Here is a 19,662-nt window from a genome sequence, read left to right as displayed (position 1 = left end):
GTTGCTTTCATAGTTTATGATATAATGAAAGGGTTAACAAACTTGCATAAATAGGAGATTGAAGATTATGATCGAAAAACTTCTGATTGGGACATACACGCATAAAAGCAGCGAAGGTATCTATGAATTAGAACTTGATACTGCCGCTAAAAAGTTACAAAACCTTACGTTGGTCGGCCGTTCTGGCAACCCGACTTATCTCGTACAATCTAAAGCAAATAAGGTTTATGCGATTGATGCTGAATCTGCTGATGGTAAAAAAATTGGCGGTTTGAAGGCCTTTGATGCCAGTTCGCGGCCGTTTACTGAAATTGACAAGTACTTGGCTAACGGGACTTCACCAGCCTACGTGACCGTTGATGAAGCACGCCAATTGGTTTACACGGCCAACTATCACATGGGCGTTGTGACGGTATATAAGATTGCCGCTGACGGGACTTTGACCCAGACTGATCAGGCCCAGCACACTGGTAAAGGACCGCTTCCAGAACAAGCAGACGGCCCCCACCCACATTTTGCTGATTTGACACCTGATAACCGAATCGTTGTTTGTGACCTGGGTAACGATACGGTGTATGTTTATGATGTTTCGGCAACTGGTAAACTGTCAGAAGTTTCTCGTTTCAGCTGTGAAGCCGGTTTTGGCCCACGGCACATTGTCTTCAACCCAGAAACTGATAAGGCCTATCTCGCCGGTGAACTCTCAAGCAAAGTTTCCGTTCTCGACTATGACCGAAAGAGCGGCAGTTTTAGTCTGAGCCAAACCATTAAAACGATTCCGGATAGTTGGACTGAACATAACGGCGCCGCTGCGATTCGAATCACCAGTGACCACAAATACATTTACGTCTCTAACCGGGGCTTCAACTCCCTTGCGACTTTGGCAATTCAAGCCGATGGCAGTGTTCAACTGATCGACCAAACACCCGCTGAAGGGGACTTCCCACGAGACTTCAACTTCAACAGTGACGAATCGTTCATCATCCTGGTTAACCAAAACACTGATAATGCAACGCTGTATAGTCGCGACGCTGCTTCTGGTAAGTTGACTACCGTTCAAAAGGACGTTACGGTACCTGAAGGCGTTTGTGTGAAACTCGAATATTAGTTACAATTTAATAGTGATAAAAAAATACCAAGCTTTGGAATTTTCCTCAGCTTGGTATTTTTGTTTTGTCGTTACTCGGCGCTAATGTCACGGCCAGTACGACACGTTTAGAATAATAATTAGTGTTCCTGTAAGTCTTCAGGATGTTTCTTTTCAAATCGGTATTCTAAGAAGAAGTAAACGGTAATGTATAAGTAGCACAGTGCCGGCACGATAAATGAGAATTGCATTGAGCCAGTCAGGTCAGAGACGACCCCCTGCAGAGCGGGCACAATGGCACCACCAATGAGCGCCATTACGATGAAGGCACCAGCGGTTTCGGTGTACTTCTTTTCCTTCACTTGATCAAGGGTGTGGGTGTAGATGGTTGGCCATTCAGGACCGAAGAAAAAGCTCGTCATGATGGCAGCGTACACAGCAGTCATGTTTGGCACCGTAAATGTGACGATTAGGCTAACGACTCCCAGCAGGGAGAAACCGGTCAAAGTACCTGTGATCGAGAAGCGACTCATAAAGAAGTTTGCCACGAGCTTTCCAACGAACCAAGCAACGTAACTGTAAATCATGAAGGTTGAGGCTGCGCTATCCGTAATGTTGTGATTCAAGTTCAGGGCCAAACGGATGGTAAACGACCAAACTGTTGTCTGCAATCCGGCGTAGATAAGCTGGGTGAAAACACCTTTTTTGAAGTTCTTGTTGTGCCAAAGGTAGGCCACTGTTTCGCGGAGACTTGGTTTTTCTTCCTCAGTCACTTCGCTATCAACACTGGTTTCAGCGGTGGCTTTGGCGCGCGGCATTGGCACAAGTGCGAAGATCACGAGCATCACCAACAACACGATCAGGATGTACTTATAAGGACGCAACGTCATTTGCAACATTTGTTCGCCGTATGCTAACCGAGCAGCACCGTGCATGGTCGACATTTTCTCAGAGAGGTTGCCAACCGAACCAAAGATGAGGTACTTGCCTAGGAGAATCCCGGCAATATCACCAAGCGGTACTAGTGTTTGTGAGAAGTTCAGACGAATCGTGGCATATTGTTTCGGGCCAAGCATTGAGCTGTAGGTGTCACAAGATGTTTCCAGAAAACTTAAGCCAACGGCAATGGCGAAGATGGCAACCAGAAACATACTGTAAGTGGCCACGTGTGAAGCTGGGAAAAAGGTGGCACAGCCAATGATGTAGAAGATCAGTCCGGTCATGATGGCGAATTTGTAACTGTTCTTCTTGATGATCATCGATGCGGGAATGGCAATTAAGAAATACCCGCCATAAAAGGCACTTTGCACGAAGGCAGTCGCAGCATCATTGAGCTGGAAAACGGTTTTAAATTGCGTGATCAGGATATCGTTTAGACTGGCGGCAGCGCCCCAGAGTGGGAAAATTAATGATACCAGTAAAAACTGAAAGACGGGGGTTTTGCTGAGGTACCCGTCAGAGAGTTGTGTCCAGCTGTGGCGTTTTTCGGCTGTTTGTTCCATAAGAATAAAGGTCTCCTTTAGCGATTGAATAAGTTCATAAAACGTTTTACTAGAAAAATAAATTCTTAGAAGGTGACACCGGATTCTAAAATAATGTTTGAAAACGGGGTCATTTCACCTGTTCGGACAAAGGCATGAGTGTTTGCCAAATTCTTTTTCAGGTCGGTGTGGGGCATGAACGCCACCTCAGCTTCGGGCAAAAGTGCCTTGATAGCGGACAATTGTTCGGGGTTGTCAGTTTTGATCTCATCAGCAAGGTAGATTTTTTGGACTTCAAGTTCGCTAAGAATATTTTTCAAAACATCGATGAAACTTGGCAAGTTCTTTGTTAAAGCGAGATCGATTTTCTTGGTACCCATGGGAACGGGCATGCCAGCATCGCCGATACTAAGCCAATCCATATGGCCCATCCCAGCAATAACGGTCGCTAATTCGGAGTTGATTACAGTAGTTTTCTTCAAGATGGTCATCCTTTCGGGGTAGAGAGTGGCAGAAAGTGTTTGGGAGCAGAGGAGAAGCAATTCTGACAAATATCCGGGCCTGATTTTTTTCAGAGCCTTTTCTGCTGCCCCCTTGTCTTGTGGCACTCGATTTTGGCACGGCAACCAAAGAAGCCTAAAATTTTCTGACATGGCGCCGTCCCAGCAACAATAATTAAGAAATGCTATGATCTAAATAAAATCATTTATGTAAATCGTTTTACCTAAATCATCAACGAAAAACACTTTATCATATCCTGAAAACGATTGCAACCATTTCTTTGAGAATAGCGTCACAAAATATGATGTGATCATGACTAGTTTAAAGCCCGTAAATACGGCGTTACTTTAAGAAATTAATAAGCGGTCTCATTTTGAAAACCGCGCTATGTAAGGGTTCCCATTTTCCTAATTATGGTTAAATTAGAACTTGATAAAGTATGCTTGAAATTCCTTTATTTCGGGGATTGGTGCGTTACAATAATCATGGAAATTAAAAGAAAACTGATGGGAGTGATTGATAATGATGAATCGTCTTAATTTACAATTGAGTACTCGAGAACACCGAATCACGGAGGGGCAATTCTTGGTCGTGATGCTCAACATTGTTAACTTTTTCGCACTGCTGGTCAGCACATCAAGTGCAGTCTATGGCATGTTAATGTTCACTAGTTTAATGGTCCTGAGCGGCCACTTCATTGTCTTTCCTTCAACAAAAAATGCCGGCCGGCTAGCTGATCTAAATCTGTGGATTGTCGGTTTAACCTTATTGGCTGGGTATGTGAAGTTGATAATGGTGATGTGGTAGAGAGTGGAACAAAGCGTTTAAGGAGTGGAGCACAAGAGGACTCTGACACGAATGCCCGAACTTGGCATTTGTGTCAGAGTCCTCTTGTGTGCAACTCCTTGCTTTGCGTAACTCGTTTAGTCTGGAGGGGATAAACCCACAATACGGAGGGGGCCTTTAGACTTGGTGATGTGGTAGAGAGTGCGAAAGAAGGCGCTTAGAGGGCGGAGCCTAAGACACTTTGACCGAAAAAGGCTGGGTCTGCCTTTTTTGGTCGAAGTGCCTTAGGCAGGAGCCCTCTGCCTTCTGCAGCACGTTTAGTCTCGAGAACATGAAAGTGCTGTGTCATGGGGTCTTTATTCTTAGTGTTGCGCATTCAGTCAAGAGAACCACAATACAAAAACGGCCTCAAAACCTAAAAACAAAAATCCAAAAAGCCAAAAATCCAAAAAGCCAAAAAGCCAAAAAGCCAAAAAGCCAAAAGCACGTAACAACCGCCAGCCATATAGTCCCACAAAACCAACTACATGCCAAAAAGGCAATAAAAGAGCCTGAGAAATACAAATTTCTCAAGCTCTTTTTATTTCCCTGAAGGCCGAAAAAACACCATAATCTCGATGCTGACACTAATCAGCAGAATCAAAATGTAGCGGCCTAAAAATAACCCATTCAAAAAACTATAGTTCTGCAAATGATGCCAAGTGATGATCGTTGGAATCAGTAAATTGATATAAACGTGCAGGGCAAAGACTGCCACGAAGACAATGAGTGCTAATAAAATCCAGCCACGACGACCCGCAAAACGTTGCCAATCGTTAAAATATGTCAGAAAAACGACTTCGTTAATGACGACTAGAAATGCAATTAATGGCGTGTGAAAGCCGTGCGGATGAAAGAAATTCAAATAACTGACCAGCCACATCAAAATATTGACGTAGTAGGCATATTTCATGACTTTTTGTTCTCGTTTGTTGTGCTTGGATTCAATTGCGTAGTGTTCCAGCAGCCGGTCATCCCGAACCAGATCATCGACTGAAACATGGTAAAGGTCACTGAGTGCGACCAGACCGTTAATATCCGGGAAACTGCGGTCGCTTTCCCAACCCGAGATGGTTTTGCGGGACACGTGAATCAAGTCCGAAACCTCTCCCTGAGTCAGATTTGCCTTCGTACGGCAGTATTTTAATTTTTCCGATAATTTCATTGTTCACCTAACCTCTGAAGGATAGTTTACCATAGTTTGCTGTGGGGACAAGAAGGGGGAATGATCACACGATTGAGAGCACATCGTTAGACATCGCAGATAAAACGGCATTAGTAGCCAGAATTATACCTAAATTAACGTTTCATCGGGATAAATGGCATTATTCTTGCCGATGAATGCCGGCACCGCTGGCATCAACTGCCCCATCACTTAAATCTTCTAAACGATTCGTGACCCATAATTGAAAACCAATAACAAACGACCAAAGAGCGCTTTTGTTGGCAGTCTTTAGTCGTTATTTTGGTGCAGATATCGATTCATAATTTCAAGGTGGTGGGTGATCATGAGTTGTTTCAAAATACCCATTCCGGGAAATTTACGCATTGTTGAAAGTTCCTGCAGTCGTGCGGTTGTTGGGGTTAAGTTCACTTCTGGTTGCCGAGTGATCCAAGCCGTTGTCTTTGTCAGCGCCTCAAAAAACTTTTCTTTCGGGTGGGCAAAATCATCGTGCTGGTCAGAAACAAAGTGGTGGACCCGTACCTGATTGTCTTTCAAATAAGTCAGGTGCAAAGTTACAGCGCGGCTGGGATGGCCTTGCTCGGAGTAGGTGTGGCCCATAGTCAGATAGTCGCTGAAGCCGATTTCACCATAAAAACGCGCAAACTCAGCATCTGTTGAATAGAAACTATCGGTCATGTCAGCAAAGTCCGCACTGTGATCCGGAAATGGAAAATGGTCAAACAGATGGCCAAATTGTCGACCACGCAAGAGCTGCCGTACGCGGGCCTCCGGAGCTGCAAGCAACGTGACAGTTTCGGGCAGCCAATCACGTTGTACAAAGAGTCGGAGGTCATCAAAATGCTGGACAATGACAACGGCTTTAGGATTCGCGGTCAGGAGTTCCGGCGGCAGCAGGGGCGTGAGCACAAATGCCGGGACAATGTTCGGCGCCAGCAGCAGGTCGCTGATTGGATAACGTTGTTGTACCTGGTACTGGTAATGGCCAACTTGCGGGTTCTGAATAACAGCTAACGGATTGTTTGCAGCGGTAAACGCCTTGATTGTTTTCGGTAAGGCGTTTAAGTCTTTGACCGGTTCAATGATCGGCACTATGTTGGCGTATTCGGTTCCCGCAAACTGGGTAAGGGCGCGCAGGTCGAACTGACGCCCACGAAAATAGGGGTAATAGATCATGATTTTGCCTTCTTAAGCAACACCGATTGCAGTTGCGCAATTTCAAGATTCAGTGCATCGACTTCTTCCTGCAAGGCGGTCACCGCAGTGGATCTGGTCTCGTCAATAAAGCGGTCGTAAAAATTAGCTTCGGAATCGTAAATGTCATAGTGCTGGTGGCGTCTTTTGAGTTCGGTGTACAGTCGTTCGGTCGGGTACTGGGCAATGCCGGTATCCAGTCGTTTGGCCTTGCCGACTTCTCGCGCTAACGAATGGACGAAATGGTCAGTTAGGTCAGCTTCGTCTAACTGTAGATCCTGATAACGCGGTTTACGTTCGACCGTGAAGTATCCAGGCACTGTGACGGGTTCGTCGGCTGCGGCAAGCCGTTCAGCATCGTAGGGTTGATAACTCAAAACACCGATTTTTTCCGGAATTTCATCCGCGACTTCCCGGTAAAGCTTCAACGGTAATACGAAATAGTTGTAGTGGCCAATAAAGGAAAGCTTGGCCTTAGAATGAAAATCGCTTTTGGTCACCTTCAGTTCATAACAGCGCCATTCCACGTGGCCATCGGCTTGACGCTGGTAGCTGAGGGTGTCAACAATGCCCTGATCATCCGGCATGGTGACCTCTTCAACGACCACCGCACCGGCGTCACGACAGTATTGGTAGAGTGTGCGTTCCATTTCAAGCGTGAGTTTGGTTTTCATCAGCTGCCTCCTTTTCGGCGTCGATCATTTGCCAGAATTGTTGGATCGTGGGTGCGAGGTCATCTTGCTTGTACAGTGTTCGGTGATACTGCCAGTGCGGCGGAAAATAGCGGGTATACCGATTGGCACTGAAGCGGCGATCCATCAACAGGATCACCCCGTGGTCGTGAACGGTTCGAATCAACCGCCCGGCTGCTTGCAGCACGTGATTCAGTCCTGGTAGTTGGTAGGCGTACTCAAAGCCGGGTTCATCCTGCAGGTCGAAGTAGTCACGCAGAAGGTCGTTTTCGGTACTTATTCCGGGCAAGCCGACAGAGACAATGCCGACACCAATTAGGCGGTCCGCGGTGAGGTCGATGCCTTCCGAGAAGATGCCACCAAGAATCGCAAACCCGACCAATGTTTCATCAGGATCATTATCGAATGCAGCCAGGAAATCTCGTCGCGTATACTCGTCCATGGCAGTTGTTTGCGCAATTGTTTTAACGTCTGGAAAAGCCGTTTGGAAGACTTGTAAAACGGTATTCAGGTAGGCGTAGGACGGCAAAAAGACAAGGTAATTCCCCTTTTTTTGGGCCACCATGGTGTGAATACTGGCAACAATATCGGGCAGACTGGCTTCACGATTGCGGTAAGTTGTATCAATGTAGTTGGCAATCAAAATCGCCTGGTGCTTTGGTGGGAACGGGGACGGCAATTGGTAACACAGGCTGTCAGTATCTCCGCCCAACACCCGCTGGTAATAGGATAACGGCGAAAAGGTTGCTGAAAACAGCACGGCGCCGCAGCCCTTCAACAATGAATCACGCAGAAAAGCGCTGGGGTCCAGACAAAGCTGTTTAAACACGATGTCCCGGTTTTCATCATCACCGGTCATGATCCGGGTACGGAACGTATCATCGTAGAAATCAGCAATCTTTAGATAACTCAGACAGCTGAAATAGTAGTTCAGAACGGCTTTGGTGAAGTCCGTTTGCGGCTGCTCATCAGCTAGCCAGTCGCTGATGGTTCCGGTGAGTTTTTCAATCGCCTTGTTGAAGTCATCAGCGGGCGCGTTAAACACGCTTTCGTGAGTTGGTTTTGCCATGGTTGGGCCGCTGTAGGTGAAAAAGGCCTTCCGAAGTTTGCGGAAAGCGGAAAGTAAGGGTGTCCTTTTGCCCGCTTGCGCTTTGGATAAATCAATCAGGTCCTGCAATCCACCGAGGGAGAGTTCAGCCGAATACATATCACGTGCCCGGTTGACTAGATTATGGGCTTCATCCACTAAGAAAAAGTTATCGTCGTCATGGTCTACGGCAAAGAAGCGCTGCAGGTAAACTTGCGGGTCAAACAGATAGTTGTAATCGCAAATGATGACATCGCAAAATAAACTGAGGTCCAGTTGAAATTCAAACGGATCCAGTTGGTGTTCGCGAGCATAGGTTTCAACCGTTGTGCGCGTAATGGCGTCTTCATGCTCCAAGACATCCTTCATCGCCGGCTTTAACCGGTCATAGTAGCCCACCATGTAGGGGTTTTCTTCGGGTGCGAGGTCGGCTTCTTCTGGAAATGTGATCGTGTCCTTAGCGGTTAACGTGATGCTTTTGAGATGCAGGTGCTGTTTAGCTAACAGCGTGAGGGCTTCTTCCGCGACGTGGCGGGTGCTTTGCTTGGCCGTTAAATAAAACAGTCGTTGCATTTGGTTTTCGCCCATGGCTTTGACGCAGGGGAAAATAGTGGAAATAGTTTTCCCCGTACCGGTCGGCGCCTCGATGAAGAGTTCACGCTGGAGGCGAATGGCTTTGTAGACGGCGACAGCTAATTCTCGCTGGCCTTGCCGGTAATGGTCAAATGGAAATTGCAATGGTGCGATGCTCTCGTTGCGTTGCTGGCGCAGGTCGGCACGCAGTTGCAGCCACGTTTCATATTCTTTGGTCACGCTCTGAAAGAAGGTCGTGGCTTCCGCTAATGTATAGGTGATTTTTTTGGTTGTAACCTGTTCAGTTGGACGCTGGTAATAGGTTAGCTGCAGGGTGAGTGAAGTCAACGCTTTGTCAGTCATCAAAATAAACGCGTACATTTTTGCCTGGCCCCAGTACAGGGTCAGCGTGTTTTCAGGTAGTTTTTCGAAGGGAAGGTCGGAGGTTTTTATTTCTTCTATAACCGTCTTGTCGCCATTGAGGATAATACCGTCAGCCCGGCCATGAATTAACAGGTCCTGATCAGCAAGCGTGATCGGGTAGTCCAGTGTGTATTCTTTTTGGTAGTTGTCACCGCGCTGACTCTGCAGCATTCGGTGAATGCGTGCGCCCTCTAACGCCGTGTTTGTGCTGTTCAGACTGGCGTTTAAGTCGCCGCCCTTCAGCGTAAATTCAATGAGTTCCCGAATTCCAATTTTACTGACGCTCATGCTGATTCCCCTTCGATTTTAGTCCCAACAAGTATACCATGTTTCACTTGTCGAAGGATGGCACTTGACTGGTGTTTGAGAAAGTCCTTAACCCCATATATTTGTGTGTATTTGCGCAAGTCTTAATACTGTCTTACAGCGCTTATGGCGTTATAATTCACGTAATAAGTAGGTTATATTGGGGGCATTAAAATGAAAAATCGATGGTGGATATTGGTTTCAATTGGGTTGTTTGCGTTCATGTCCAATCTGGACGCCAGCATTGTCAACGTTGCCATGCCGGTGATGGCCAAACAGCTCAACATTCCAATGAATCAAATTGAGTGGGTGGTCTCACTGTACCTGATCGTCTTAAGCGCACTCCTATTGTTCTTTGGGAAGCTGGGAGATCTGTATGGCAAGATTCGAATCTTTAGAATTGGAACGGTTGTTTTTCTGGTGGGGTCGTTGTTATCCGGCTGGCAGATCAACTTTCCGTTTTTACTATTTGGTCGTATCATCCAGGGACTTGGCGGCGCCATGACCCTGTCGAACACGTACGGCATCACGACGGCCACCTTTGATCTCAAGGAACGGGGCCGGGCAATGGGGTTCATTAGTACCTTCGTGGCGTTGGGGGCCGTTGCTGGTCCTGGTGTCGGCGGTATTATTTTGGCGAAACTGCCTTGGGGCTATATTTTCTGGGTCAACCTGCCAATTGGTATCATTGCAATCATATTAGGGATGTTTGTTTTACCGAAATCAACCGCGGAGACCAGCGGCAAGATAGACTGGGCGGGATTCTTGAATTTTGCACTGCTCATTGTGAGTTTTTTCGTGGCCATTTTTATTGGTCAGGAAATCGGGTATCTTAAACCGTTGCCACTGGCGCTCTATGCCATTGCTATCATCACGTTCTGGGGCTTCATCCACAGTGAAAAGCGCGCGGATTCGCCGCTGATGCCGTTGTCGATGTTTAAAATTAAACCCTTTACGTATGGGGTGGGCGCCGCGGTATTGATCTTTTTATCCAACTTCTTTACCGTGGTCATCATGCCGTTTTACCTTGAGGATGCACGCCACTTATCGGCGAGTGCGGCGGGATTGCTGCTGATTATTTTCCCGATCGTGATGACGTTTGCCGGACCGTTCGGCGGCTATCTGGCCGACCATTTTTCACAAAGTCGAGTTGCAACACTAGGGCTGTTGATTGTGGCTATTGGTCAGTCAGGATACATCTTTCTTGGGCTCAACAGTCCAATTTGGGTATACGTAGCAGTCACCGTGGTGATGGCTATCGGGACTGGCCTATTTCAATCGCCGAATAGCGACATTGTCATGTCTGTTGTGCCAAGAAGTCAATTAGGAAGCGCTGGCAGTCTTAATGCGCTCGCTAGAAATATCGGGATGATTTCAGGTACGGCCCTGTCGACCACGACACTGTTCTTAGGTATGAGCGTTAAGGCGGGGTTCCGGGTGACCAACTACCTGCCGAGTCAGCCGGAAGCGTTTATCTATGGAATGCACGCGGCGTTCATCGTCTCGCTGGTGATTATTATTTTGGCGTTCCTGCTGTCACTGTTACAGGGTAAGGCGGTTGCCACCGTCAAGATGGCTTGATAAGCGTCGGTGCTGAACGTTTGGCCTAACGGAGGGATAATGTTCGGTTATGACGAACACAAGACCGCACAATGTTTCAAAATAAAACGAAACCAACTTTCTGCAAAAACATCTTAAAACGACCTTGCAATTTCTAGAAATGTGCGTATACTTTAAAGCAATTAAACCTTTAACATTTAGTCCTGTGAGGCTAAAAAGGATCGGTAATGACTGGCTATAAGTCCAGACACCAACCTCTTTACTCACAGGCAGTAAAGAGGTTTTTTAATTCATATTGACGATTTAATTGTCTCCCGTGAGAGCAAAACGTCCAGGAAAATCCGAACATTAATGAGGAATCCTAAAAAGGCGCGCTTTGCAAACATGGCAAGGCGCGTTTAATTTTAGGAGGAAATATTATGCTAGAAACCACCAAGCCGTTAAGTTACGCAAACGTACTCAGTATGAAAGATTTAGGTGCTGATGAAGTCATGGACATGATCCGTGAAGCTCAACAATTTAAAGCTGGTAAAGAAATCCAATTGAAGCGGCCCGTCTACGCGGCCAACCTGTTCTTCGAATCAAGCACACGGACTCACACAAGTTTCGAAGTTGCTGAACGTAAATTAGGGTTGCAAGTGGTCAACTTCGACCCTTCAAACAGCTCAGTTAACAAAGGTGAAACAATGGGCGACACCGTCAAGACGTTCCAAGCCTTGGGTGTTGACGTTGTGGCTATCCGCGACCGAAAGAACGAATATTACAACGACTTAGTAAACGACCCGCACATTCACTTGGGAATCGCAAACGGCGGTGACGGTTCTGGCGAACATCCTTCACAATCGCTGCTTGACATGATGACCATTTATGAAGAATTCGGTCACTTTGATGGCTTAAAAGTCGCCATTGTCGGCGATTTGACCCACTCACGCGTTGCCCGTTCAAACATGGAAGTCCTCAACAAGTTAGGTGCTGAAGTATACTTTGGCGGTCCTGAAAAGTGGTTCAACAACGAGTTTGCTGAATACGGGACTTGGATGCCCGTTGATGACCTGGTAGAAAAGGTCGATGTCATGATGTTCCTGAGAGTTCAACACGAACGCTTGGACGCATCAGAAAACAGCACTTTTACAGCCAGCAAGTACAACGCTGCTTATGGTTTGACTGAAGAACGTGAATCCCGAATGAAGGATCACGCCATCATCATGCATCCGGCGCCAGTCAACCGCGGTGTTGAAATTGCAGATTCACTGGTTGAATGCGACCGTTCACGGATCTTTACTCAAATGGCAAACGGTGTGTTCATCCGCATGGCAATCATGGCCAGCATGTTACGCTACCGCGGCCTGATTGACGAAGACTAGGCGGATAAGAGACGAATGAAGCGATTACTCAAAAATGGCCAGTTACTGATTGATGGTCAAATCAAAACCCAAGATATTTTAATTGAAAACGATAAGATTGCAGCCATCGGCAAACTCGATGGTGCGCAAGTGAATGCGGATGACGTGTTTGATGCGGCTGGCTTGTTTGTTAGTCCCGGTCTAGTCGATGTGCACGTTCATTACCGCGAACCCGGTCAGACCGACAAGGAAACGATTAAAACTGGTAGTCTGGCTGCGGCCCACGGCGGTTTTACGACCGTAGCAGCAATGCCAAATGTCATTCCAACACCAGACACACCGGAACGCATAACAGCTCAAATTGCCAAAAACAAGAAAGATGGCGCTGTACACATTGTCCAGTACGCGACCATTACTACAGATCGCGGCGGTGACGAACTGGTTGACTTTAAAGCCCTTAAAGCAGCTGGCGCGTTTGCTTTCAGCAACGACGGCAACGGTGTTCAGACAAGTGAAACGATGTATGAGGCGATGAAGCAGGCGGCTGGTTTAGACATGGCCGTTGTCGCTCATGCTGAAGACGATAGTTTGACCCATGGCGGGGTGATGCACGAGGGTGCTGCTTCCCGGGAACTCGGGTTGCCTGGTATTCCAAGTGTCAGTGAAACGGCACAGGTTGCGCGTGATGTTGTGTTGGCTCAGGCGACTGGTGCCCACTACCACGTTTGCCACGTCTCGTCTGCGGCCACGATTCAGGTTGTACGGGCTGCTAAGCAGGCTGGCGTGAACGTGACTGCCGAGGTGTCACCGCACCATTTACTGTTGTCAGATGACCAGATCACTACCGATAATGCTATGCTGAAAATGAACCCGCCGTTGGGCAGTGAAAACGACCGTCAGGCACTGATTCAAGGATTGCTGGATGGCACGATCGATATGATTGCGACTGACCACGCACCGCATACGGATGCAGAAAAGGCGCAGTCGATGCTTAAATCACCGTTTGGTATTACGGGTAGTGAAACAGCCTTTCAAGAGTTGTACACCAAGTTCGTTAAACCAGGCACGTTCAGTCTCGCACAGCTGATCAACTGGATGGCTGTGCAGCCAGCTAAGGTCTTTGGCCTCGATAATGCTGGCAGCCTCAGTGTGGGCCAACCGGCAGACCTTGCCGTGTTTGACCTCACCACCCCTTATGAAATTAAAACGGACGACTTCCTATCAATGGGTCATAATTCACCATTTGTTGGTGATACCGTTTATGGCGGTACCCAGTTAACACTGGTTGATGGGCAAGTTGCGTATAAACGTTAATGAAGAACCAATGATTTCTCCTGAAACACCACCGAGCACATTGCTCGGTGGTGTTTTAGTTATGCTAAAATTGAGAAGACGTCACAATGAAGGAGACTTAATGAATGACAGCGGAAGACTTAAAAAAGCTTGCCGAGTTATTGACAGCATATAATATTGAATTGAAAACAGATGGCACAAAAATCACCCATGTGAACGGCCATGTAGCCGAGCTAAAGGGGGAAGATTATATGCCTGATCAACTGATTACCGTGATTCTGCAGATAGTTGGTGCCGATTTACGCGGCGCATGGTTTCATGCTTTACATAACTAGTGTTACAGTTTCATTTCAATTATGACAAAGCAACAGATATTGTTAGATGTGTGTGACAGTCACGTCACGTTTTCTTGGTATGCTATTCCTCGAGTTGTTAAGAAAATCTAAAGAAACCGGGGAATGAAGACAGTGTCAGTTAAAAAATTATTGAACGTCATGATAATCTTTGTTGCGATGATTGGTGGTCTGGCACTGCCTTCATTGTCACCAGTAGGGTCACAGGTGCATGCTCAGGCAAAGTACAATCCAAGCAAGGATGCCGTAATGTCCGTTAGCGTGTTTAAACGAATGGGGCGGGTCTATTACCACAAACGGGTCTTTACCTACTATTCACCAAATGGCAGTCACGTGTATGGGATGGGTGCATATACATCAGACGGCACCTACACCCTAAACGGCCGTGACAAAAACGGTTACCTCATTTTAGCCAACAACAAAAAATTTGGAACAAAAATCAAAACACCACTGGGTGTAGGGGTCGTGCATGATCGTGGCACCTATGGAAGTCATTATGATATTGTGGTGAAGTAGAGAGTGGAGCAAGGCGCCTAAGGGGCGGAGCAGAACGGACTCTGAGCGAAAAAGTCCGGGCCTGACTTTTTGGCTCAGAGTCCGTTCTGCAGTAGCCCCTTGCCTTGCAGAACTCGTTTCGACACGGTGGCCTAAAAGCACATCGCCAGCACCACAAAGTCTGAGCGAAAAAGTCCGGGCCTGACTTTTTCGTTCAGAGTCCGTTCTGCAGTAGCCCCTTGCCTTGGAACTCGTTTTGGCACGGTGGCCTAAAAACACGTTGCCAGCACCACTTAAGTCAACAGGTCCAAAGAGTTCAATTCTCTCTTTGACAGAATCACAACATTAAGTTGACATTTCTCATCAAAGCATTAAACTAACAGTAATCAAATAAATGATAAAACAATGAGAAGATGAGTAACCAGCATACCCTGCAAAGCGAGTTCCGGTTGGTGCAATGGAATCAGCGGTATTTGGTGAAGATGGTCTTTGAGCAAAATCATGGTAAGCAATCGCAAGCCGGGATTGGGTGCTGCCCACTATTGCAGCTGTGTGACCGTTATGGGCACACTAAGCGACCTCGCGTGGCGGGGTAATTAAGGTGGTACCGCGAAGATCAATCGTCCTTAGAGTAATTTCTAGGGACGATTTTTTTGTTGTAAATAGGAGGAATTTAATCATGAGTCAATTTCCAAATCGTTTCGATATTGTCGGCAGCTTTTTACGACCGGCCGCAATTAAGCAGGCCCACGCTGATTTGAAAGCCGGGAAAATTAGTCAAAATGATGCGACAGCAATTGAAAATCAACAAGTTGAACGATTAGTAAAAAAAGAAATCGATCTCGGCCTGACCGATGTTACCGATGGTGAATTTCATCGCAGCTGGTGGCACCTGGACTTTTTGGCCGGGTTAAACGGTGCCGATTTCTTTGAACCAGAGCATGGGTTTGTGTTCAACGGACAAGAAACGCGCAAGGGCGCTATTCGAATTGATGGCAAAATCACCTACAACCCAGACCACCCATTTTTCAAAGGCTTCCAATTTTTACAAAGTATTGTTCCGGCTGGCATTACACCTAAGCAGACGATTCCGAGCCCCTCGGTGCTATTTCCTAATGAAGCTGCCATGATTTACGACAATTACTATCATGATTTCGACGCGTTTTTGGCTGATGAGATCAAGGCTTACCAAGAGACCGTACAACACTTTTACGACCTTGGCTGCCGCTATCTGCAATTGGACGACACCTCATGGGGCATGTGGGCCAGCTTCTCAAAGGGTAAGACGATTTTGCCTGAACTGGCACCGTTGTGTGAAGCAACGGTCAAGGCCATCAACGCGATTGCGGATAACAAACCTGATGACCTGACACTGACAATGCACGTTTGTCGAGGAAACTACGACTCCAATTGGGCCGGCGCTGGGGCTTACGATCCGGTCGCCGATTATTTAGCTGAGCTGCACATTGACGGCTATTTTTTGGAATATGATGACGAACGGTCAGGCGGCTTCGAACCACTCAAAAAGATTGCGGACAATGGTCGTGAACAACGCATTGTTTTAGGGCTGGTCACGACGAAGAAACCTGATCTTGAATCCGCAGATTTATTGAAGACCCGGATCAAAAAAGCGGCTCAGTTTGTGCCCCAAAACAATCTTTGTCTATCACCTCAATGCGGATTTGCTTCGACTGAAGAGGGGAACCATTTAACTGAAGATGACCAGTGGGCCAAACTAAAACTGGTCGTGGATACCGCAAAGGCAGTTTGGCCAGCATAGGTGTCCCACGCGGATCGCAGTCTCGGAAAGAAGAGATGCTTGCAACTCCCTTGACTTTCACAGATGAATCTCATATAATCTAACTTGAATTTAATAAATCGTTAATTGAAATGCGTTGATGAGAAGAGTAGTTGCGCCAGTGGTGTTCAGTGAACCGTGTAAGTGAGAAGCGGTGACCGCAAACGGGACGAAGATGAGCTCAGAGCAGTCGCAAGGTTCACGCTTTGCTTCCGGTTGCCACCGATAACTGGCCGGGTATCAGCAGGTACCTCGAGGTGTTGTGTGTGAACGCAGCACGAACTAGGGTGGTAACACGAGCTTTCGTCCCTATACCAAATAATTGGTATGGGACGGAAGCTTTTTTTGTTTCATTTAACGAACACTGTCAGTAAATAAGTTTTTTAAAAAGGGGATTTTTCTAATGAGCGAAACCACAACACAAACTTTTACAAAACGCACAACCTCACCATTTCGATACGATGTCGTCGGCAGTTTTTTGCGGCCATTGTCTTTGAAACGCGCACGTGAGCAATTTGCTAACCATGAGATCAACGCCGTCGAACTCAAACAGGTGGAAGACCAGTCCATTATCGAACTGCTGCGCCGTGAAGAAAACGCTGGCCTGCACGCAGTTACCGATGGTGAATTTCGTCGCAGCTGGTGGCACCTCGACTTTTTCTGGGGTCTTCAGGGTGTTGAAAAAGTAAGCTTGGATTCAGGTTACAGTTTCCACGATGAAGAAACGCGGGCTGAAAGTGCTCGGTTAACAGGTTTATTGAGTGGTGAGAACCACCCGTTTGTTGAGCATTTCAAATTTACACAAAAACATGCCAGCGATACTGTTTTAGTCAAACAAACGATTCCAGCGCCGGCGCAATTTTTGGCAGAATTGCAACGACCAGAAAATTTAAAGGCCACTCAAGCATTTTACCCAACCGATGATGATCTGATTGAAGGTATCGCAAAAGCTTACCATCACGTAATTTTGGACCTTTACAATGCTGGTTGCCGCAATGTTCAACTGGACGACTGTACGTGGGGCATGCTCGTGAGCCAACACGATGGTGCCCGTCCAGATGCCTCACAGGATGAAGAACGACTGACAATTTTAAAACAGCAGTACGTTACGGTTAATAACAAGGCCATTGCGGGCTTGCCAGACGATTTAACCGTGAACACCCACATTTGTCGTGGTAACTACCATTCTACTTGGGCATCAGCTGGCGGCTATGATTCAGTTGCCGACCCGCTGTTCAATCAGGAAAATGTGTCAGCCTACTTCTTGGAATATGACACTGAACGGGCTGGCGGCTTCGAACCACTAAAGAAGGTTTCAACTGATAAACTGGTCGTACTTGGTTTGGTGACTTCAAAAGACGGCAAACTGGAAGATCCAAAGGTCATCATTGACCGCATTCACGAAGCCGGCAAGTACGTGCCATTAGACCGTCTTTGTTTAAGTACCCAGTGCGGTTTTGCTTCAACTGAAGAGGGTAATGTTCTGACCGAAGAACAGCAGTGGGCAAAAATCGAGTTGGTTAAGAAGGTTGCCACGGCTGTGTGGGGTGAGGGCTAAAGTGGCGAAGAAGGTGATTCACCCTTGCCTTCGAGAACACGGTTCAACGCTATTTTCATTGGATTAAACTCGTACAACAATCGAACAATAACAAAAAACACGCGCAACCGGGCCAAATGACCAGGGTGCGCGTGTTTTCGGTCTGGGGCTGTTTGGCAGCCATTGACCTATTTACATAAAATGTGAAGTTACTAGCTAACATAGGGTTAGCCGATATTCGGAATAAGATTTTTTTTGGTAAGTTTCATTGCGTTGCGTTTTGCTAAATTAGCTCACGTAACTGGTGTTGCCTGAATCAGTGGTTGTCGTTGTTGATGGAGTCGTGACGTAGTAGGTGTCAAAGACGACCTTGATCGTGTCGCCATAGCTTAAGTTGCTGTTTGCAGAAGCCGTCTTGTCCGCATCATAAACGTAGAAGTATGACCGGCCATTGCTTGCTGAAGCACCGACATATCCGCTTTTAGTGGTGCCATCTGAGCTGGTAGCAGTGGTGTAGGCAGTTTCTGAGGTGCCCTTGAAGAGGCTGCCGATCGAACCGTCAGTATCATAGGCGTCAGAACTGATTGTTGTCCCACTAGTCCCAGTCAAAGCCTCTTGCTGGGTGGTCGTTAATGATGGGTAGCCGTCGGCAAAGTCAGATGATGACAATGTGTTGTAGTTACTGTTGACGAAGGTGACTTTAGAAGTCGATGATTTTGCGACAGTCACGTACGCTGTTCCACCATAGACGGCGGATGACAAGTCAGAAGTGCTAGTTACTGTATAGCCAGAAGGGACATTGTCCTTTGCGAAGGTTTCCAGCGTTTCACCAGCCGTGTTTTTGTCAGAGCCAACGCTGCCACCCTCGGTGGTTGAAGTGCCGGATGCGGCAATGAACTTGTTGGAAGCTGTCGAAATGATGTTACCACTCGAATCTCGGTAAACGACTGTCACACTGTTTGACGAGGTAGCGGTTGGTTCTGCGTTCGTCTGGGTAACATTTGAGGCTTTGACCCAGGCACCAACTAAGCCGTTAGTGGTTGAACCGTCAACTGAAGCAATTTTGTACCATGTTGCGCCTTCACGTGAGGTCTTTTCGGCAGCACTAAAGGTAAATGTTGAGTCAGCATATGCGCTGGTGGAGGTCAGTGTTGATCCATTGACCTTCGCCCGGCCAATCTTGTATTCGGCGTAGGAAGGTTGTTGATAGAATAAGGTGTTTGAAGTTGAGCTGGTCGAGGCGCTCAATTTATAAGTAGCTGATGACGATGGTGCAGTAGCTGTTGTTGTGGTGTCGTAAGACTTAACCCCGCCAGCGAAGGCAGAAGTTGATTTACCACCATAGACCCAGCCACGGTATGAGCCGTCGAATGAAACGACTTTATAGTAGACGGAACCGCGATTAGTAACAGCAACCTTGTAGGCACGGAAGTTGGCCTTGCCACTCGTCGACTTTGCTAACTTTTTAGCGGTTGTCTTAGTGGCAACTAGTTTGGCACCCTTCAAGGTCCCGACCTTGTTATAAATGGCGTTTGAACCAGTTAAACTAACGTTGCGGCTAGTTGCAGCCGTTGTTAAAGTCTTGTTGGATTTGATCGTTGCGTAGGATTTAGCACTCGCGGTCGTTGAAGTTGCTGCACCTGCAGCAACCAAGGAAACTGCTGCTAACCCCAAATAAAGAGATTTCTTCATCCCAGTTTTCATGGTATCTCGCTCCTTTATGGAAAATAGAATAAGTGAACACGCTAACGTCGGCGTTAACGTTAAAAGCACTATACCATCAAACTGTTGATTACTTTGTGAAAATTAGAAATTTTAATACTTTCGTGATGGAAAGTAAAGAAAAATGAAAGGAGTTTTTTAGGTTGAATTAAGGCCCGGATTTAAAATCTAAGTGCAACAAGTTCAAATTATACAAATAGGCCATGGAG

The 19,662-nt window shown here is 46.9% G+C and carries 16 protein-coding genes and 1 other annotated feature; of the genes, 9 read left to right on the top strand and 7 right to left on the bottom strand.

Going from position 1 to position 19,662, the window contains the following annotated elements; genetic code table 11:
- Positions 1–67: 67 nt before the first annotated feature.
- Positions 68–1,108, top strand: coding sequence for a lactonase family protein (locus FC82_RS06965; protein WP_056996587.1), 1,041 nt, complete (start codon positions 68–70; stop codon positions 1,106–1,108).
- Positions 1,109–1,227: 119 nt separating this feature from the next.
- Here the strand turns inward: FC82_RS06965 and fucP are convergent, their stop codons facing one another.
- Together fucP and rbsD are read right to left on the bottom strand one after the other, a co-directional pair.
- Positions 1,228–2,589 (bottom strand): L-fucose:H+ symporter permease, encoded by a 1,362-nt coding sequence (gene fucP, locus FC82_RS06960; protein ID WP_056996586.1) that lies wholly within the window; start codon positions 2,587–2,589, stop codon positions 1,228–1,230.
- A gap of 65 nt (positions 2,590–2,654) precedes the next feature.
- Positions 2,655–3,050, bottom strand: coding sequence for a D-ribose pyranase (gene rbsD / locus FC82_RS06955; RefSeq protein WP_056996585.1), 396 nt, complete (start codon positions 3,048–3,050; stop codon positions 2,655–2,657).
- A gap of 541 nt (positions 3,051–3,591) precedes the next feature.
- On the opposite strand from rbsD, the gene FC82_RS06950 reads away from it, so the two are divergent.
- Positions 3,592–3,876, top strand: coding sequence for a hypothetical protein (locus FC82_RS06950; protein WP_153021034.1), 285 nt, complete (start codon positions 3,592–3,594; stop codon positions 3,874–3,876).
- A gap of 559 nt (positions 3,877–4,435) precedes the next feature.
- Here the strand turns inward: FC82_RS06950 and FC82_RS06940 are convergent.
- From FC82_RS06940 to FC82_RS06925, 4 genes are all read right to left on the bottom strand, one after another.
- A complete protein-coding gene (locus tag FC82_RS06940; RefSeq protein ID WP_056996582.1) occupies positions 4,436–5,059 on the bottom strand; it encodes a helix-turn-helix domain-containing protein in 624 nt (207 codons plus the stop codon).
- 288 nt (positions 5,060–5,347) lie between these two features.
- Positions 5,348–6,253: a sce7725 family protein gene (locus FC82_RS06935; protein ID WP_054759407.1), complete on the bottom strand. Its 906-nt coding sequence runs from the start codon at positions 6,251–6,253 to the stop codon at positions 5,348–5,350.
- Positions 6,250–6,945, bottom strand: coding sequence for a hypothetical protein (locus FC82_RS06930; RefSeq protein ID WP_054759409.1), 696 nt, complete (start codon positions 6,943–6,945; stop codon positions 6,250–6,252). Before FC82_RS06930 ends, FC82_RS06935 begins: the two co-directional genes overlap by 4 nt.
- Complete coding sequence (locus FC82_RS06925) at positions 6,923–9,334, bottom strand: ATP-dependent DNA helicase (protein WP_054759410.1); 2,412 nt, start codon at positions 9,332–9,334, stop codon at positions 6,923–6,925. The genes FC82_RS06930 and FC82_RS06925 overlap by 23 nt, the downstream gene beginning before the upstream one ends.
- Before the next feature lie 192 nt (positions 9,335–9,526).
- On the opposite strand from FC82_RS06925, the gene FC82_RS06920 reads away from it, so the two are divergent.
- The 7 genes from FC82_RS06920 to FC82_RS06890 all read left to right on the top strand — a co-directional run bounded on the left by FC82_RS06920 (position 9,527) and on the right by FC82_RS06890 (position 17,752).
- Positions 9,527–10,933 (top strand): MFS transporter, encoded by a 1,407-nt coding sequence (locus FC82_RS06920; protein ID WP_056996581.1) that lies wholly within the window; start codon positions 9,527–9,529, stop codon positions 10,931–10,933.
- A 398-nt stretch (positions 10,934–11,331) separates the two neighbouring features.
- Positions 11,332–12,276 carry an aspartate carbamoyltransferase catalytic subunit gene (locus tag FC82_RS06915; RefSeq protein WP_054759413.1) on the top strand — a complete coding sequence of 315 codons (945 nt, stop codon included), beginning with the start codon at positions 11,332–11,334 and terminating at the stop codon, positions 12,274–12,276.
- Positions 12,277–12,291: 15 nt separating this feature from the next.
- Positions 12,292–13,569 carry a dihydroorotase gene (locus FC82_RS06910; RefSeq protein ID WP_054759415.1) on the top strand — a complete coding sequence of 426 codons (1,278 nt, stop codon included), beginning with the start codon at positions 12,292–12,294 and terminating at the stop codon, positions 13,567–13,569.
- 104 nt (positions 13,570–13,673) lie between these two features.
- A complete protein-coding gene (locus FC82_RS06905) occupies positions 13,674–13,883 on the top strand; it encodes a hypothetical protein (protein ID WP_056996580.1) in 210 nt (69 codons plus the stop codon).
- A 123-nt stretch (positions 13,884–14,006) separates the two neighbouring features.
- Positions 14,007–14,417 (top strand): hypothetical protein, encoded by a 411-nt coding sequence (locus FC82_RS06900; RefSeq protein WP_056996579.1) that lies wholly within the window; start codon positions 14,007–14,009, stop codon positions 14,415–14,417.
- A gap of 375 nt (positions 14,418–14,792) precedes the next feature.
- Positions 14,793–15,027 (top strand) — a binding site (T-box leader).
- 48 nt (positions 15,028–15,075) lie between these two features.
- The gene (locus FC82_RS06895) at positions 15,076–16,176 is read left to right on the top strand and encodes a 5-methyltetrahydropteroyltriglutamate--homocysteine S-methyltransferase (protein WP_056996578.1); all 1,101 of its coding nucleotides are present in this window, start codon (positions 15,076–15,078) and stop codon (positions 16,174–16,176) included.
- Positions 16,177–16,597: 421 nt separating this feature from the next.
- Positions 16,598–17,752, top strand: coding sequence for a 5-methyltetrahydropteroyltriglutamate--homocysteine S-methyltransferase (locus tag FC82_RS06890; RefSeq protein WP_056996577.1), 1,155 nt, complete (start codon positions 16,598–16,600; stop codon positions 17,750–17,752).
- A 267-nt stretch (positions 17,753–18,019) separates the two neighbouring features.
- On the opposite strand, the gene FC82_RS06885 is transcribed toward FC82_RS06890, so the two are convergent.
- Complete coding sequence (locus FC82_RS06885) at positions 18,020–19,435, bottom strand: hypothetical protein (RefSeq protein WP_054759421.1); 1,416 nt, start codon at positions 19,433–19,435, stop codon at positions 18,020–18,022.
- Positions 19,436–19,662: the final 227 nt, after the last annotated feature.

Source organism: Secundilactobacillus collinoides DSM 20515 = JCM 1123 (assembly GCF_001435975.1).
GTDB classification, from domain to species: Bacteria; Bacillota; Bacilli; order Lactobacillales; family Lactobacillaceae; genus Secundilactobacillus; species Secundilactobacillus collinoides.
Note: the sequence above shows the minus strand (reverse complement) of the source record. Positions and strands in the feature narration are given on the sequence as shown.